17 protein-coding genes are annotated in these 16,709 nt (G+C 44.6%); 2 read left to right on the top strand and 15 right to left on the bottom strand.

Annotated features, from left to right (window positions below; all coding sequences use genetic code 11):
* Positions 1 to 11: 11 nt before the first annotated feature.
* The 10 genes from KNQ02_RS04425 to yvfG form a co-directional block, all read right to left on the bottom strand.
* Positions 12 to 1,238, bottom strand: a complete 1,227-nt coding sequence (locus KNQ02_RS04425; protein ID WP_051667285.1) for a toxic anion resistance protein — start codon at positions 1,236 to 1,238, stop codon at positions 12 to 14.
* The gene (locus tag KNQ02_RS04420; RefSeq protein ID WP_214807353.1) at positions 1,225 to 1,971 is read right to left on the bottom strand and encodes a 5-bromo-4-chloroindolyl phosphate hydrolysis family protein; all 747 of its coding nucleotides are present in this window, start codon (positions 1,969 to 1,971) and stop codon (positions 1,225 to 1,227) included. The genes KNQ02_RS04425 and KNQ02_RS04420 overlap by 14 nt, the downstream gene beginning before the upstream one ends.
* A gap of 349 nt (positions 1,972 to 2,320) precedes the next feature.
* The gene (locus tag KNQ02_RS04415) at positions 2,321 to 3,667 is read right to left on the bottom strand and encodes a sodium-dependent transporter (RefSeq protein ID WP_214807352.1); all 1,347 of its coding nucleotides are present in this window, start codon (positions 3,665 to 3,667) and stop codon (positions 2,321 to 2,323) included.
* Between the two features lie 204 nt (positions 3,668 to 3,871).
* Entirely contained in the window at positions 3,872 to 4,762 is an 891-nt protein-coding gene (locus KNQ02_RS04410) for a diacylglycerol/lipid kinase family protein (RefSeq protein ID WP_214804460.1), read from the bottom strand.
* A complete protein-coding gene (locus KNQ02_RS04405; RefSeq protein ID WP_029330560.1) occupies positions 4,759 to 6,276 on the bottom strand; it encodes an ABC transporter permease/substrate-binding protein in 1,518 nt (505 codons plus the stop codon). The genes KNQ02_RS04410 and KNQ02_RS04405 overlap by 4 nt, the downstream gene beginning before the upstream one ends.
* On the bottom strand, positions 6,276 to 7,004 hold the full coding sequence (locus tag KNQ02_RS04400) for an ABC transporter ATP-binding protein (RefSeq protein WP_088837297.1): 729 nt from the start codon (positions 7,002 to 7,004) through the stop codon (positions 6,276 to 6,278). Before KNQ02_RS04400 ends, KNQ02_RS04405 begins: the two co-directional genes overlap by 1 nt.
* 143 nt (positions 7,005 to 7,147) lie before the next feature.
* Complete coding sequence (locus tag KNQ02_RS04395; RefSeq protein WP_088837298.1) at positions 7,148 to 7,876, bottom strand: 3D domain-containing protein; 729 nt, start codon at positions 7,874 to 7,876, stop codon at positions 7,148 to 7,150.
* Between the two features lie 562 nt (positions 7,877 to 8,438).
* Complete coding sequence (locus KNQ02_RS04390) at positions 8,439 to 8,648, bottom strand: hypothetical protein (protein WP_029330566.1); 210 nt, start codon at positions 8,646 to 8,648, stop codon at positions 8,439 to 8,441.
* 60 nt (positions 8,649 to 8,708) lie between these two features.
* Positions 8,709 to 9,320 carry an NUDIX hydrolase gene (locus KNQ02_RS04385; RefSeq protein ID WP_214768558.1) on the bottom strand — a complete coding sequence of 204 codons (612 nt, stop codon included), beginning with the start codon at positions 9,318 to 9,320 and terminating at the stop codon, positions 8,709 to 8,711.
* Entirely contained in the window at positions 9,317 to 9,547 is a 231-nt protein-coding gene (gene yvfG, locus KNQ02_RS04380) for a protein YvfG (protein ID WP_236549972.1), read from the bottom strand. The genes KNQ02_RS04385 and yvfG overlap by 4 nt, the downstream gene beginning before the upstream one ends.
* Positions 9,548 to 9,628: 81 nt before the next feature.
* On the opposite strand from yvfG, the gene KNQ02_RS04375 reads away from it, so the two are divergent.
* Positions 9,629 to 11,203: an FAD-dependent monooxygenase gene (locus KNQ02_RS04375; RefSeq protein WP_088837300.1), complete on the top strand. Its 1,575-nt coding sequence runs from the start codon at positions 9,629 to 9,631 to the stop codon at positions 11,201 to 11,203.
* A 32-nt stretch (positions 11,204 to 11,235) separates the two neighbouring features.
* Complete coding sequence (locus KNQ02_RS04370) at positions 11,236 to 11,556, top strand: hypothetical protein (RefSeq protein WP_088837301.1); 321 nt, start codon at positions 11,236 to 11,238, stop codon at positions 11,554 to 11,556.
* Between the two features lie 36 nt (positions 11,557 to 11,592).
* On the opposite strand, the gene KNQ02_RS04365 is transcribed toward KNQ02_RS04370, so the two are convergent.
* From KNQ02_RS04365 to KNQ02_RS04345, 5 genes are all read right to left on the bottom strand, one after another.
* Positions 11,593 to 12,150 (bottom strand): nuclease-related domain-containing protein, encoded by a 558-nt coding sequence (locus KNQ02_RS04365; RefSeq protein WP_214768559.1) that lies wholly within the window; start codon positions 12,148 to 12,150, stop codon positions 11,593 to 11,595.
* Positions 12,151 to 12,284: 134 nt separating this feature from the next.
* On the bottom strand, positions 12,285 to 12,593 hold the full coding sequence (gpsB, locus tag KNQ02_RS04360) for a cell division regulator GpsB (protein ID WP_088837303.1): 309 nt from the start codon (positions 12,591 to 12,593) through the stop codon (positions 12,285 to 12,287).
* Positions 12,594 to 12,598: 5 nt separating this feature from the next.
* On the bottom strand, positions 12,599 to 13,159 hold the full coding sequence (locus KNQ02_RS04355; protein ID WP_088837304.1) for an SLOG family protein: 561 nt from the start codon (positions 13,157 to 13,159) through the stop codon (positions 12,599 to 12,601).
* Positions 13,156 to 14,355 (bottom strand): ribonuclease H-like domain-containing protein, encoded by a 1,200-nt coding sequence (locus KNQ02_RS04350; RefSeq protein ID WP_214807351.1) that lies wholly within the window; start codon positions 14,353 to 14,355, stop codon positions 13,156 to 13,158. Before KNQ02_RS04350 ends, KNQ02_RS04355 begins: the two co-directional genes overlap by 4 nt.
* On the bottom strand, positions 14,352 to 16,616 hold the full coding sequence (locus KNQ02_RS04345) for a DEAD/DEAH box helicase (RefSeq protein ID WP_214768560.1): 2,265 nt from the start codon (positions 16,614 to 16,616) through the stop codon (positions 14,352 to 14,354). Before KNQ02_RS04345 ends, KNQ02_RS04350 begins: the two co-directional genes overlap by 4 nt.
* Positions 16,617 to 16,709 lie beyond the last annotated feature (93 nt).

The raw sequence follows: 16,709 nt of genomic DNA, 5'->3' as shown, positions 1-16,709 counted from the left end.
AAACGTGTCCCTTAGTATCGTTGATTTGGTAATTCGCGACTTTTCGAAGCGACTTCAATGACTTTTTGTTTTAATTCATTTTCCATCCGCTCTAACTCATGCTCTGCATCGCGACGTTTCTGCTTCCCATCTTGTTGAATCCGCAGTGTCTCATCAAGCGTCTCGATTAAATTTTGATGCGCAACTTTTAACGATTCGACCGATACGATTCCTTTTTCATTCTCTTCTGCGATTTCAATCGATGAATCTTTTAAGAGACGTGAATTTTGTTCGAGCAATTGATTCGTCGTATTTGTAACATCCTTTTGCATCTGCAAAGCACTCTTTTGCCTAGACAGACTGAGTGAGAGGACGACTTGGTTTTTCCAAAGTGGAATCGTATTGACGACTGCAGATTCAATTTTTTCAGCAAGAATCTGGTTATTCTGCTGAATGACACGGATTTGCGGTGCCATTTGAAGACTGATCGTACGTGATAACTTTAAGTCGTGAATTTTTTTCTCGAACCGGTCCGTCAATTGAATCAAATCATTTAATTCTTGTAGTTTCGTCTGGTCACGTGAAACCTCGACTTCTGTCCGAAGCGGTTCGATCTCATTTTCTCTGACGTGTGCAATCTTCGTCTCACCCGCTGCGATGTAAAGATTTAGTTCCTCGAAGTAACGTCGATTTTTTTGATACATTTGATCAAGTAACGTAATGTCTTTCATTAAGCCAAACTTCGAACGATCTAAATTATGAACGACCTCTTCTAAATAAGCACTCATCTTTTCATATTGTAAGAAGTAGGTCTCCGCTTTTTTCTTCGCCCGTCCGATGACGGGAACGTTTGACCAAAAGCTTTTCTTTTCTTGTAACGAATCCGGGTCCATTTGACGGACACGTTGCATTAAATCCGACAACAGTTTTCCGGCGTCGCCACCATCTTTCATTTTGACTTCGCTTAACACTTGATCTGAAAATTGCGAGAGTTCCCGTTGAACCGGTGCTCCGAATTGCATGACGGCATCGGATTTATTCAAATCAATCACTTGAAGTAAACGTTCGATTTTTTGACGCTGTTCAGCTGGAACGTCACTTGGAATCATTTCTTCAACCGGACGAACTGGCGTCCGGTGTTTTGGTGTTTCCGCAAGATTCAGGTCAACTGATGGATCAGAAATCGTTGGTTGTGCCTGTTCCTCTGTTTTGGATTCGTCCGGCCACTCTTGCCATGAATTGTTATCAGAATGGGTCATGTTTATAACTCTCCTCCTGTTTTCTTTGTTCCGATTCTTGTGCCAAAACTTTTTCAATCGTTAAAAGTTCACGCTCTAAGTCGACCGTATCTCCTTCTAACAACAAGGATTGGTGTTGTTTTAATTTTTGAGCAATCATCTTCAAGTTCGCTTGCAGTTGTTCGCGTGTATCAAATTGCACTTGAGCCCCACGTCGTTCTAAATCTGCGAATTTTTCTGAAATCGATAATAAGGAATCGAGATAAAACGTGAAGAAGTCGCGTACTTTTTTTACTTCACGTGGTGCATTAAATAATTCTTCAAATAACACATGTGCTTCGCGCGAGACGACTCGCATATCTGAACGTACTTCGCTGTCTCGGATCGATGGGATAATGCCATCGAATGCCTGTAACTTTACGAAACCTTCTTCGACGGTCCGTTGCAAGACTTGCAACTCCAAATCATCCGTTTCATCAAATCTGCGCGTCGCTTGTTCAGGCTTTAAGATGACGCTTCCGACAAATTGATCATCATCATCGAGTAACAATTTCTTTTTGACATTTTGTCGTTTTATCTCTGTTGATTTTCGTTCTGTCCGGTACCGCTTCCCGGGTTTCGCCCGGTAACCGCTCCAAATGAACCATAAACCGAGCGCTACGAAGATTCCGGAAAAGTTTAACGTATCTGCTATCTGAAGAAATACGAACATCAAACCAATCGATCCGAAAATCCACCATGTAGAAGATTTCATGTCATCCCCTCTTTCTATTGACTCCATCTATTTGTGTCATGAATGAATCTACTGTTTCTTATATCTTACCATTACGGATGTCTTAACAAAAAGTTTCCCGTTTTCGATAAATGTTAGTCCTCTCTACTCTTTATTTCACCATAATCTTTCACCGGCCGCATCCGTCTCTAGATGTACGATGCTGAATGGATTGCATCTACTTTTTTCTTTTTACTTTTTACTTTTCACGAGTAACATATACGCATAAGATTTTTCGATTATTCAAAAATCACTTTCATCAAAAAAACTAGCTTCCGTTAATCAAAACGAAAGCTAGTGCTCGTGATCATATTCTGATTCAATCAAACATTCAAGAGAATACGAGTGGCCAAATCAGAATGATTAAAATGGCGAGCGGACTCAAGTAGCATACACTAAAGCGCCAAAATGGAATCATTCGTTTTAACAGGGGACCTGTCGCTAGCTCACGTTCGACAATCGCCCGATCAAGTTTAAATCCAGCAAATATTGAAATCAAGAGTGCACCGATTGGCATCAAAATATTCGATACGAGGAAATCCATCCAATCAAAAATTGTCTTATCGAACCACATGATGTCGCTCGCGACTCCAAAGGAGAGTGCTGATGGAACACCTACTATTGCGACAAGGATTGTCGTAATAATGGTATTACGTTTCTTATTTTGGACGGTCGCATCTTCTTTTCGATCAGTAATCGATGAAACCACAACTTCTAGCATCGCGATTGAAGAAGTGATCGACGCGAAAGCAAAGAGTAAGAAAAACAACGTTAAGAAGACTGTTCCAAATTGGACTTGGCTGAATACTGTTGGTAACACGATGAATAAGAGTGAAGGACCTTCAGCAGGATCAAGACCTGAAGCGAAGACCGCTGGGAAGATCGCGAATCCGGCTAGTAGTGACACGACGATGTTTAAAGAGACGATCCATCCTGCTGACCGATTGATTTGACCACGCTCTTTCATATACGAGGCATACGTCAACATTGCGGAGACGCCGAGCGATAATGAAAAGAAGGCTTGTCCGAGCGCACTCAGGACCGATGTCCGGTTCAGCGCTGAGAAATCCGGTTCGATGAAGAAACGAACCCCTTCACTTGCACCTTCAAGGGTCAATGACCGACTCACTAATATAATGAAACAAAGGAATAATAATGGCATCAAGATTTTACTCATTTTTTCAATTCCCGACTGAACACCTCGCAAGACGATTAATCCCGTAATGATGAGGAATACGACTTGGCCTAAAATCGCATAGAGTGGAGAGGCGGATATCATTCCGAAGAGTTCTCCTAACTGATCCCCACTCATGGAAGTCAAATTTCCGGAAAAACCAAGAACCGTATAAATTAATACCCATCCCCCGATGACGCTGTAAAAGGATAAGAGTAAGAAACAGGTGATGACACCTAACACGCCAATAAAGGTGAATTTCTTATGACCCAACTCTTCGAAAGCGCGCAACGCCGTTTTTCCACTCGTTCGACCGATTAAAAATTCTGCAATCAATACCGGGAGACCGAGGAGCAAGGTGAACACTAAAAATAGTAGTAAAAAAGCGCCTCCACCATTCGTTCCTGTCGTATATGGAAACTTCCATATCGCACCGAGTCCAATCGCTGATCCTGCTGCTGCTAAGATAAACCCAACTTTTGAAGCCCATGCATTGCTTTTCATGGTACTCCACCTCCTTTTCAAAAATACTTCCTTATTGTACAAAAGTTAAATCAAGAAGTCATCCTTTATCAAACATTTTCTTTAAAGCGTCAAAGCATAACCGCATATTCGCATGTTTGTATTAAAACAAAAAGCTTATACACTAAAAAAGGAGAGACATGGATTCTTCTTCGAATCTTTTTTGTCTCTCCTGATACAATCTTGTTAAGTTCGATTTAGTTTACGATTTTGTCCAGCGTACATTTTTAAGAATTCCGGTAAGACCTTCACCTCGACAGGCGAGTTCAGCGCCTTCTCACCATCCGTATCGATGACTTTTGGAGAATCCGTTTTTAAGGTAAAACCACTCGTTAAGATGTGCGTGAAAGATGGGTCGTTTGCCAGTCCGATTTTTTGAAGGATCACGTCACGGATTGTCGCTAAGTTGACTTCATCGACAATCACTAAATCCAGTTTCCCATCATTGTATGCACCGTTCGAAAGATTCGTTTCAATCCCCCCAAGCGACTCGCCATTCGCTGCTAAAATCAAAACGGCTTCTCCTGTCATTTTTTGCCCTTCATTTAATTCAAGTTCGTAGGCAAACGGTTTTGCATCCAAGCTTGAGCGGATGGTTGACAGATAATACCCCATTTTCCCAAGTCGGACTTTTTCTTCTGTATCAATGCCAATTGATGCTTCAGCAATTAATCCGAGACCCAAAAAGTTAAGGAAGTACGTATCGTTGACTTGTCCAAGATCGACTTCGACGATTTGTTGGGTCGCAATCATCTCTGCAGCAAGACGCGGCACCATCGGTAAACCGAGTGTCCGTGCAAAATCGTTACACGTTCCCCCTGGCACGATGCCAAGAATCGGACGCGTCTCCAGTTTAGCTAATCCATTAATGACTTCAAATACGGTTCCATCTCCACCGAGGACGACAAGGGCATCGAAGTCTCCCGCTTCTTCTGCAAACTCCTGTGCATCTCCTGCCCGACTCGTTTGCTTAATGACGATTTCATTGAATTGTTCCGCAAGTGGACTAATAACATCTTCTAGAAGACCACTCCGGTTCGTCCCGGCGGAAGGGTTACTAATCATCAATAGTTTCATTGAATGATTCCTTCTTTCTTCAAATAATTATTTGCCACTTCGTTGGCAGTTTTACCACCATAGGCGACTTCTTCATTCATTTTAGACATTTCTTCATCCGTGATTTTTCCATCTAATTTCTTTAATGCTTGCCCGACTTCCGGGTACTCATCAAGCGTCTCTTGGCGCAACAGAGGTGCCCCTTCATACGGAGGGAACAGTTGTTGATCGTCTTTCAAGACGACCATGTCATATTTCGCGATTTCCGGATCGGTCGAATAGGCATCGATGACTTCGATGTCTCCTGATTCGATTGCCTTGTATCGTAATTTCGGTTCCATCGTCACGACTTCTTTAAAATTGACACCATATTTTTCTTGAATCCCTTTGTAACCATCTTGACGATCTTTAAACTCTAACGTGAAGCCTGCCGTTAATTGACTCGCAACCCGCTTGATGTCGGAAATCGTTTTTAAGTCATACCGTTCCGCGATTTTTTTCGGAACTGCGATGGCGTAGGTGTTATTGTAGTCCATCGGCGGTAAAAGCGCGAGGTCCTGTTTGACCAATCCATCTCGTGCTTGCTCGTAAACCGCTTGTGCATCATTTGAGACCGGTTTTTCATTCGTTAAGCTAGCAAGGACCGTCCCTGTGAATTCCGGGTACAGATCGATATCACCCGATTGCAAGGCTTTATAGACGAACGTCGTCTTTCCGAAGTTCGGTTTGACTTGGACGTTTAAGTCCGTTTCATCCTCGATGACGATTTTATACATGTTCATTAAGATTTCTGGTTCGACCCCTAATTTCCCGGCGACGACCAAGTCAGGTTGTTCCGTCCGTCCGAGTGCGAACGGCGTGATAATCAGTGTCGCAATCAAGGCCAGGGCGACGACCATCCGGCTCGTTTGCCGTTTTTTTGTGGCGACTTCCGTCTGACGTAATAAAAAATCGAACAATAACGCGAGTAAGGCTGCCGGGATAGCTCCTAATAATAAGAGATTGTTATCATTTCGGTCGATTCCGAGCAAGATGATCGATCCGAGTCCCCCTGCCCCAATCAAAGCAGCAATCGTCGCCGTCCCGATGATAAGAACCATCGCTGTCCGAACACCAGCCATCATGACCGGTAAAGCGAGCGGTAACTCAACCTTCAACAAACTTTGCGTCGGTGTCATTCCGCAGGCACGGGCCGCTTCTTTAATTGAAGGGTCGACTTCTGCTAATCCCGTAAACGTGTTACGGACGATTGGTAAAAGAGCATATAGAACAAGTGCAATGACAGACGGGAGTGTGCCGATTCCAACAAGCGGAATCATCAGTCCGAGTAGTGCGAGAGAAGGAATCGTTTGGATGACGGATGTCACACCAATCGACCATTCACTAATTTTTTTATTTCGTGATAAGTAAACGCCTAAAGGAATGGCAATCAAACATGCGATTAATAACGAAATGACCGAAAGTTGAATATGTTCGATTAATGCCTGCAGTAACTCTTCTTTTCGATTTTGAAACGTTTCGACTAAACCGTTCATCATATCGTCCCCCTGACTTGTCCCATGAACTCTTTGATGAAGGGATCGTCACTCGCTAAGACTTCCTCTTTTGTTCCGATAAATACGATTTCGCCCTCGTTCATCAAGCAGATGCGACTGCCGAGCTTCAACGCTTCATTCATGTCATGGGTGACGAACAAAATCGTTTTACCGAGTTCACCGTTCAATCGAATCAAGTCATTTTGAAGTTGGTCTCGAGAAATCGGATCAAGGGCTGAAAATGGTTCATCCATCAGAATGACATCTTGCTCTGCAGCGAGCGCACGCATGACGCCGACGCGTTGTTGTTGTCCACCCGATAGTTCACTTGGATATTTCTTTTTTAAATTTTCATTAAGACCCGTCAACTCGAATAATGTGTCGACGCGCTTCGCAACTTTTTTCTTGTCCCACTTTAACAACTGCGGAACGACAGCGACATTTTCTTCAATCGTCATATGGGGAAAAAGTGCAATTTGTTGCAGAACATAGCCGATTTTCCGGCGAAGTTCATGTTCATCAATCGACATGATCGGCTCTCCATTAATCCATATCTGACCTGCTGTATGATCAATCAATCGGTTGACCATCTTCATCGTCGTCGTCTTTCCACAACCAGATGGACCAATCAAACAAAAGATTTCGCCTTCTTCCACTGTAAAATTCAAATTTTGGACCGCTTTTGTTCCGTCGGCATAAGTTTTTCCGACTTCTTTAAATTCAATCACAGATGATCCCTCCGTTTCCTATTTGTTTTATTATCTTTGTAAAATTCCCCTTAATCAGTGTTTCCAAAACCTGATTTTTTAGCAGTTTCATTAAAAAAGAGCCATCTCGACCGAAACGTTCGGTCGAGATGACTCTTTTAGTCTTATTCGTAAATCGTAACTTGGACCGAACGTCGGCCCCAGTTGATTGCTTCTTGTTCCGTTTCCATCATTAAATCCATGATTTTCCCATGGATGACGCCTCCCGTATCGAGAGCAATCGCATCTCCAAATCCTTCAACATGCACTTTCGTACCGAGGGGGATGACGTTTGGATCAACCGCAACAATCCGTCGGCCTTCAAAATGAATCGTATGTGTAACATCATAGCCTGAAGCCGTTAAAACTTTTCCATCATATGAACCATTCAGCGCTGCATCATTCGTATAAGCCGTCGTTTCAAATGTCTCTTGGCGCCCACCAGTTTCATTTTTGGCAGCTACTTTTTTTGGTTCGACAGTCGATGCCGCTTCTTTTTGATTTTCCTGTTGTTTACGTTTCGCTTCGTCTTGTGCTTGTTGTTTTTTCTGTGCTTCTGCCTTTTCTAATGTTTCCTTTTTTTGCTTTGCTTCCTGCTCGGCTTTCGCCTGGCGTTCACGTTCTTGTTGCGCTGCCTGTTCTGCAGCACGTTGTTTCGCCTGTTCTTCAGCTCGTTTTGCTGCTTGCTTCTCTTTTTCCAATCGAATAGCCTCTCGTTTCATCTGGAGCGGATTTTGGACGATTTTCTTTTCCGTCCCGATTCCAATTTGTGCGGCTTCCGTATGCATATGTGGTAAAAGAATAAGTCCTGTAAAAGTAAAAATGATTGTAAGTACGATCTGTTTTAGTTTCATCTTTCAAAACAACCTTTCCGGCCTTTAACGGCTCGAACACCTTACCATGATGAATTTGCGGATGAAAACCCTAAAAGGTCATTTGAAATATATCTGTCAAAAAGTAACGAAATGGTTACACGCTTTCAAAATATGCTCTTATCGTTGATATCAAGCCATTTCTATGATTGTTACCGTTCTGTCATCTTTTTATTCTTGTAACGTCTTTGTAATGATTACGATTGTTCATGAAATTCTGTTAATTTATTCTTAAAATTGAGGTCATCCAATCGATTCAGCGATCAAATGACTGATTTGTTTATAACTTTTCATCCACGCTTTGAATATTTATTCAAAATCAGACGATTCATCTCCCACTTCTAAACGTTCAGGGTGAACTCCTCGTGTAAATAGGAGATGAATCGTCTTCGGGCAAGATAAACGGTCCACCGTCGGGACGACGGGGTTAGCCTGATCAATTTTCGACCGATAGATTGAATAGCTCAGGAAGCCTCCACCTCTAAGCGAAGTGGAGGTGGTTCAATCAAACAAAAAACCCGACAATATGTTGTCGGGTCCCGTGTTATTTTGTTTTACGTTCTAACAATTCAATCTCTGATTTGAGGAGAACTTGTTTTTCAAATTCGAATCCAAGTGATTCAAAGTTTTTTGTATGCGAGAGATCACCGACAACCGTATTTGTTAATACAGCCGTAACTTCCGCGACCCATCCTTCTTTCGTTTTGACCATATCGCCCACGATATAATCAAATAACTCTTCTGTTTCTTCCATCTCAATCATCTCCTGACACGTTCAGATAGTACTAATCATATAAAAGAACTCACAAAAAAGCTAGTATCGTGAAATCATACTCAACACTTGGCGAAGAATCTTTGCCGTCAATCCCCAAATCAAGTAGTCCTCATGCTCATAAAAATGTTCGACGACTTTGTACGTCCGATCAAGATAAGCTTCCCGATTCGCCATCCGACTTGTCGGAACCGCTTTCCCCGGGCGAATTCGCCATTCCATCTCTCCTTCAATCGGACGCGCGTTCAACAGTGCGTTTAACGGGACATAAAAAATATGATCGACTTCATCCGGAGAGGGATCAATTTGATTCGCTTGTATGATTCCGACGTATGGATAGATGATGGAGCGGTTCGGTGTCACGAGCGGTTCTAACGTCCCGATGACTTCAATTTCTTCCACTGTCACATTGAGTTCTTCTCGCGTTTCCCGGATTGCCGCTTCTTTCGGTTGTTCTCCGACATCGATTCGTCCACCCGGAAAAGAAATCTCTCCGGGTTGCGAACGTAACGTTTTTGCCCGCACTTGAAAGAGGAGGCAGATTTCCCCGTCGCGTTCGACTAACGGGACAAGAACTGCTGCTGCTTGCCGCGGAAGGCTGTCCCTTGTCGATTTGAATACATCTTTGATTTGATCGAATACGGGATTATTCATCGTCCTTCCTGCGAAACTCTCTGATACGCTTCCTCTAAGTGACGCATCCGAACAATCAAATCGGCGTTCTTCGCGATTCGGTCTGCAAGAATCGAGCCCGAAACGACTTTATAATACGCATTCAATGCTTGTGTCTTTGTCATATATGCCTCATTTTGTCGAATATACTCTTTGAAATTCGCTACTAAACGGTCTGCTGTAAATAACTGTTCGTTCAACCGACTCATCCTCTCTTGCGGTTAGCCGCTAGGTGTATAGTTTAATGGTAGCTACTTTTGGCTAAGAAGTAAAATAAGGGGGGCTTATTCGTGAAGAAAAACATAGATGTATTGATTATCGGGGCCGGACCGACCGGATTGACACTTGCACTCGCGCTCTCACGGTATGGCTTAACATTCCGGATCATCGAGCGAGCGAGCGGACCATCTGTCGTCTCAAAGGCAATCGGTATTCAAGCACGCTCACTTGAATTGTTTGCCCGTCTCGGTGTTGCCGAGGAACTGATGGCAGAAGCGATTAAGATTAATCAAGGAAATCTCTATGTGAATGGAGCTTGGCAAGCAAAACTTGATTTTACGGATTTGAATACACCTTTCCCATTTGTAACACTCTTACCTCAAAGTGAAACGGAACGGATTCTTGAACAACGCCTACTTGATTACGGACATCGTGTCGAACGGGATACCGAGTTGACCGGCTTCGCTCAATTTCCAACATTCGTCACGGCATCGATTCGAAAAAACAATGTCGTCGAGACAGTCGATGCCTCGTTCGTAGTCGGCGCAGACGGTGCGAACAGCTTCGTCCGGCGTGAACTAGGACTTCCCTTCAGTGGCAAGTCGTTCAAGGAATCTTGGGCGCTTGCTGATATTGAAGTCGACTGGCCGCTTTCGTCAGAAGAAGTCCATATTTTCTTTTCCGATCATGGAGTAATCGAGTCGTTCCCATTACAATCAAACTTATTTCGAATTACGGGCAATTTAACGGACGGTGTCGTGCCGACGGATCATGCGGCGATTGAAGACTTTCTTAAAAATCGGGCGAAAGTACCCTTTAAACTTAAAAAAGTCCATTGGTATTCCATGTTCCGTGTCCACAATCGAATCATCGAAAAGTTTGGTCACCACCGGATTTACTTAATCGGTGATGCAGCGCATATTAACTCGCCTGTCGGCGGACAAGGGATGAATACGGGAATCGCAGACGCGATGAATCTAGCCTGGAAGCTTTGGTGTGTACATGAGTTTAAAGCAAGTTTCCCGTTGCTCGACTCTTATAGTACGGAACGGCGGGAAGCGGCACGTGGAATTTTACGTTCGACGAACCTTGCGACTGAATTGTTGCAAATCAATGTGCCATTTTTACTACCTCTGCAAGAAAAAGTCATTCGGAACAGTTTAAAAATCACACCGCTTCATCATTACGTGACGAACCGGATTGCTCAATTGAATAGTAACTATCATCCATCCGATACGTTTGTCACGCAAGGGAGATTTGGCTTACTTGCACCGAAACCGGGTGAACCGATGCCGTACAGCGAAGTTGTAAATCCGCGGACGAAAAAAAATGAGTTACTGCTACGTCGCGCTGATCGAAATTTCTTATTGCTGCTCTTTTTACCGCGTCAGTCCGATGAATCAGAACTGACCCCTTATAAAGAACTCGCCTACTCCTATCCGGACCTGTTTGAGACCGTCTCGATTCATCAAGAGCTAAAAGAAGACGGGGTCGTCGACCAGGGGGGAGAACTCGCACGGAAGTTCGGGATTAAGCAATGTGGTCTGTATTTGATTCGTCCAGACGGCTACATCGCTTATCGTCAGCAAGGCTTGAAGATTAAACCTTTCTCTCGCTACCTTGAACGTTTACTTTATGCCCGGTAAGCACGTATGATAGGTATGAGGTGATAAGATCCATGGAGTTTATGAATATACGATACTTTTTGATCATCGTTCTAGTTGTTCTGTTCATCATCATCGTCGCCCGTCGCACAAAAGAGTCTTTGCGTTGGGTCCTCGTCGGTGAAGAATTTGGAGAAAAAGGCGAACAGCTTCATCGAGATTACGAGCTACTAGCGGATGCCGGTTTTGAAGTTCGGCTCGAACGAGGTGTTAAAACCTCTATCTTTTTCCGAAGGTTCAGTAAAGATTTAGCCGATCGTGTTGCAATTTATGCACTTAAAGAAGATATCGACCGTGTCGAACGTTTTCTCACTCAACCTAAAAAAAGACGTTAAAAAAATAAGCAGCCTCTCCGTAAGTTGAGAGGTTGCTTATTTTTGATGGTTTGCCAGTATAAAAGCAACCTGTTTACGATCTTTCTCCGTGACAGGAGTTCCTTGTCGTCTTGCGATCCATGGCTTGATGGCGGCAAAGGACTGGCCAATCGGAAACTTAACCCGCGTCATACGCAACTTTGGCGCTTGTTTGAATACTATCATCGTGTGAACAGGAATCGACACGCCTTCCGCCTTTAAAAGTGATCTGACATGTTTCGTGAGGCGTTGTGCCTCTATTACTGGGTGCCGTTGTTCAACCCGTTGAACACGTTGCTCGTCTTCGACGTGATAGGTTTGATCACTTAGCAATACAGCAGCCTCTTGATTGACAAGGACTAAAAACAATCCTTTTGGCCCGATTAAGGCAAATTCAATCTTCATGCGGCGGTCGAGCTCGACGTTTTCAAATAACATCCAATCGTACCGACAAATATGTCGCACTTGATCACAGACGAGTTCTAAGTCGTTCACCTTACTTGGAACTGAACGTTTAAAGGAAAAGAAACGCCGGTCTTCTAGAGGTGTCATTTTTTTTGCCATCACCTGTAACATATTGTCTCCCCTTACGTCTATGTATTATTAGTTAGTTTACCATCCTTTTGCACAAGCGGTGTGCGCTTTCAAAATCAGGGGAATTTCGTAACAAAAAAAGACATCCACTTCTTTTTAAGTAGATGTCTTGACGTTTATTGATTTTCTTGGTGAGGACGTCCAAAAACAGCTTTTTCAAGATTTGAAATCCGGCGTAGCATGTCATAATTCGATGGATTAGACACTGGGGCTTCCGCCTCAACGATTCGCTCTTCGGGTTTCGGCGCCGTCGCTTTTGCTGCTTCTAGTTCTTTCTTCAAACGCTCGATTTCGCGCTCGAATCCTTCGTAATCTTTGATGACTTGATCCAAGTATCCATCCACTTCTTCAATCACGTAACCGCGTAGGCCCGTCTTAAATTCTTTTTTGTAAATATCATCTGCTGTCAATAAGGGTTTATACATCGTCTTCACTCCCACTGATCATTATAGTTCAGTTCCTGTTCCATCATCGATAAATCATCTTGTGTGATTAAGAACAGTTGATAATCGGTCCGTTCCATCTCTATTCTAGCACGCTCGACAAGATACTTCGCTGAGCCACCGTGTTCTTCATCAAAAACGGATAACAGACCTTGGCTTTTTTCAATCATGAATTCCGTTTTGTTACGAAGCTGACTCGGATTCTCATAAGGCTTTTGGCTGATTGCATCGACGAAGTCCGCCTGGTTCAGTACCGCTAAATACTGAGCTTGTACAGGTTCCTTCCATTTAGCCTCTTGCTCTAAAAAGGGCAATAAAATCCCGAGACGAATGTCCGGATAGTCTGCTTTTAGTTCTAAGATGACTTCACAGGCCCACAGTTCACAGCCTGGAGTCGCGCTTGTTACGAACCATGTCGTCCCCATGTCTTCAATGAGTCGAATCAAGCGTTCGCGGTACGCCGCTTTGATAACCGGAATACCAGGATGTTTTTGATCAAAAATTCCTAGTTCAGTTGGCTTATAACCCGTGATGGCAACGACTTTCATTCTTGACACTTCCTTTGTAACCGATTGCTCCGATGTGTAAGTTCAGCGGTCAAACGTTCCCGCCGTGTTGTTAGTAACACCTGTCCTTCTAACAGTTGTTTTGCTTGCTCAGTATAATCATAAGCAAGCTGTGGCTCTTTTGCAATGTGCTCCGCCCATTTCGCCAACTCGATGTATCCGCGGAATGTCTCACTCTTTTCAAAGCAGTTGACTGCTTCCTGATGCCGTTTCATTTTTTTGTGCAGAAGTCCTTGCCGTAACCAACCTTCTGCCGATAGATCGTTTGCCTGATGAAAATGCTCGACCGATTGCTCATTGATGCCTAAATCGGCTAACCAGACGGCAATGTTTTCCCCAATTCGAGGTGATACCTCTTTTCGATGGGTCACGAGATGATTGCATTCATCGTACAGACTGACAAGTGTCAGACAGTCATGCAGGTGATGTTCAAGGACGCCATCCATGATGGACGGATTTTGATGTTCGACGTATTGAAAGTAATGCATCGGGGCTAAAAATCCTGGCAAATCACCCGCTCGTTCAAATCCGATTTGCTCTTCCATCGCTGTCAGACGGTACGAATCGGATAACCCTTTAAAAATCCGCCGACAGACATGGAGTAAATCCAGGTGACCGACTTTCGGCAGACGCGGTACACGTTCACGGACGAAGACATGTCGCGTCTTGATTTGCGGCCAATCAAAGCTTTTTCCGTTATAGGTGACGAATCGGACGTCTTCTCCGATATCAGTCAAAAAGTGATGATAAAAAGCTGCTTCATAGTGCGGATGCGGCAGGAAGTATTGCCGCATCAATAGCTCGCCTTGTTCAAAACGGGCGAACCCCATCAAAAAAATCGTTGTCCCCGTTCCACGTAAACCGGTCGTTTCCGTATCGAAAAAGATGATCTGTTCGAGCGGGACATCGAGCGCGAGTGGTGGATGCGGTAGTTGGAGTGATTCGTACCCGGCACCAAACGTCCGGTGTCCATGGCTTTCTGTCAGTGGATAGCGCTGATCGATTCGAACGATCCACTCATCTTCGAACGTTAAAATTTCCGCCCCCTTCTCCACCCAGGCGGCTTGTTCGTTCGCAATCTTCGGATCGACGACGTGCGTCGAAGTCTTTTCTATCGTTTGCCGTTGTCCACTCTCCTGATTCGTCGGTTTTAACATTCGTCTTAATTTATTTTTCATGTTAACTCCCTTTCCATCTCAGTCAACATCTGAATCGTCCGCTCCTTTTCGTCTGCGAGACCGACCATGCCGATACAGGCCGGGCAACCGTCAAGGCAGGGACATGTCTCAATCGAGTCGCGTGCTGCCCGTAACATGATGCTCCGTTGTTTATAGATTGAAGAAGCTAAGCCGACCCCTCCAGGATACCGGTCATACAAATAGATGGTCGGTTTCTGCGTGTGTGTCGCCTTGACTTGCGGCACGACGAAAACATCACTCGCGTCACACATTAAATAAAGAGGTGCCACACGCCGTAGGCTGTTCGCGACCCCTTCCAGTACTTGTTCGAGCTCCGTACTGGAAGCAGATGTAGCAGGCAACGTAAACCAGACGCCTGTCGTATGGATTTCCCGTTCAGGTAAATGAATCGGACCAGACCCGATGTTTTCGTGGGTACCGAACTTAATTTTTTTGAACATCGTCGCCATCCCACGAACACTGACATCACCACGGGCCACACTAAACAGATCATTCGAATAGCTTTCATCTTCTTCAAGGACAGACAAATCGACTGAAAAATTAGCATCGGTATAATAATCGACATCAACGGCACGGACGAACGCTTTTTTCTCCTCAAAATCGAGTGTCTCGACTTGATATTGATCCGCCCCATGCAAGTAAATCGCTTCATCGTGAAGTAACGTCATTGCACTAAATGTATCCATCTCACCGATGACCCGATTCGGGACTTCCGTCTGATCGACGATGACGACGTTTTCTTGATCACTTGAGCGTAACGAGATCTCATGTGCCGGAAACGCATCATTCATCCAATAGAAACGCTCTCCCCGCTGATGCAGGACACGTTCTTCAACTAAATACTCGAGAATATCTTCCGTCTCGAGTGTGCCGAATCTTTCACTTTGCCGAAACGGAAGTTCGAATGCGGCACATTTTATATGGTCGACGGCGATGATTAAATTATCGGGATCGAGTCGTGCCGCCTCTGGTGATTGATTTAAAAATAACTCCGGTCGTTCTGCCACGTATTGATCGAGCATCCCGGACGAGGCGACGAGGATGATTAAAGCATCATCTTGCCGTCTTCCGGCACGCCCGGCCTGTTGCCAAAGCGAAGCAATCGTTCCCGGATAACCATTCATGATACAGACTTGCAATTGACCGATATCGACGCCCAGTTCTAACGCATTCGTCGAGACGATGCCGGTGATTTCACCTTTTCTTAGACGCCGTTCGATATCACGTCGCTCCGTCGGTAAATAACCACCACGGTATCCTTCAATCGATTTCGGACCGAGTTCATGGCGAATCAAACTGCGTAGATACGTCAGCAACACCTCGACGCGGACACGTGAACGGGCAAAGACGATCGTCTGAAACTTCTTTTTGATGAATCGGGATGCCAGTTGTTTGGTTTCGAGTGTCGCCGAACGTCGAATTCCGAGTTGGGCATTGACGATTGGTGGTTGATAGACGATGAAATGTTTTCGCCCGGTCGGAGCACCGTTGTCATCGATCAGACTGACCTGCTTCTCAATCAGCCGTTCCGCCAGTTCTTGTGGGTTGGCAATCGTCGCGCTCGTCATGATGAAGACAGGGTCACTCCCGTAATAGTGACAAATCCGGCGTAACCGTCGGATGACATTCGCGACGTGACTCCCGAAGACGCCACGGTACGTATGCAACTCATCGATGACGATATACTTCAGGTTTTCGAACAGTTCAATCCACTTCGTATGATGCGGCAAAATGCCCGAGTGAAGCATATCTGGATTTGTAATGACGATGTTCCCCGCTTTGCGGACTTTCGTCCGAATCGTCGGTGACGTATCTCCGTCATACGTAAAACAACGAATCGGTGCTTCGAGCTCATCAATCAACTCGAGCAGTTCACTGTTTTGATCTTGTGCGAGAGCTTTCGTCGGATAGAGATACAGTGCCCGGTCGTTCGGATGCTCCAGTAGATGCGAGAGAATCGGTAAATTAAAGCAATATGTTTTCCCGGAAGCCGTCGGCGTGACGATGACCGTCGATTTCCCTGCCATGACTTGATCAAATGCTAATGCTTGATGCCGGTATAAGGCATCGATGCCACGTGCTTTGATAGCTTGTTGTAATCGTTTTGGCATCTGTTCCGGAAAAGGTGAGTACCGTCCTGCTGTAGCTTCCATCGTCTTCATATATGTGACGCGCTCCATAAAGGCGCGATCAGCTTTTAATTCCTCTAAATAAGTAACGAGTGATTGTCTCGGTTCCATCGACTCACTTCCTTCCTTCTTCACTCATTATACAAAAAAAAAGAGGTAAGACTGTAGCGACAGGTTCGCCACTTCAGTCTTGACCTTCAATTC

This window comes from Exiguobacterium sp. s102, assembly GCF_018618635.1.
In the GTDB taxonomy this organism is placed as follows: Bacteria; Bacillota; Bacilli; order Exiguobacteriales; family Exiguobacteriaceae; genus Exiguobacterium_A; species Exiguobacterium_A oxidotolerans.
This window is presented reverse-complemented; position numbering and strand designations above follow the sequence as displayed.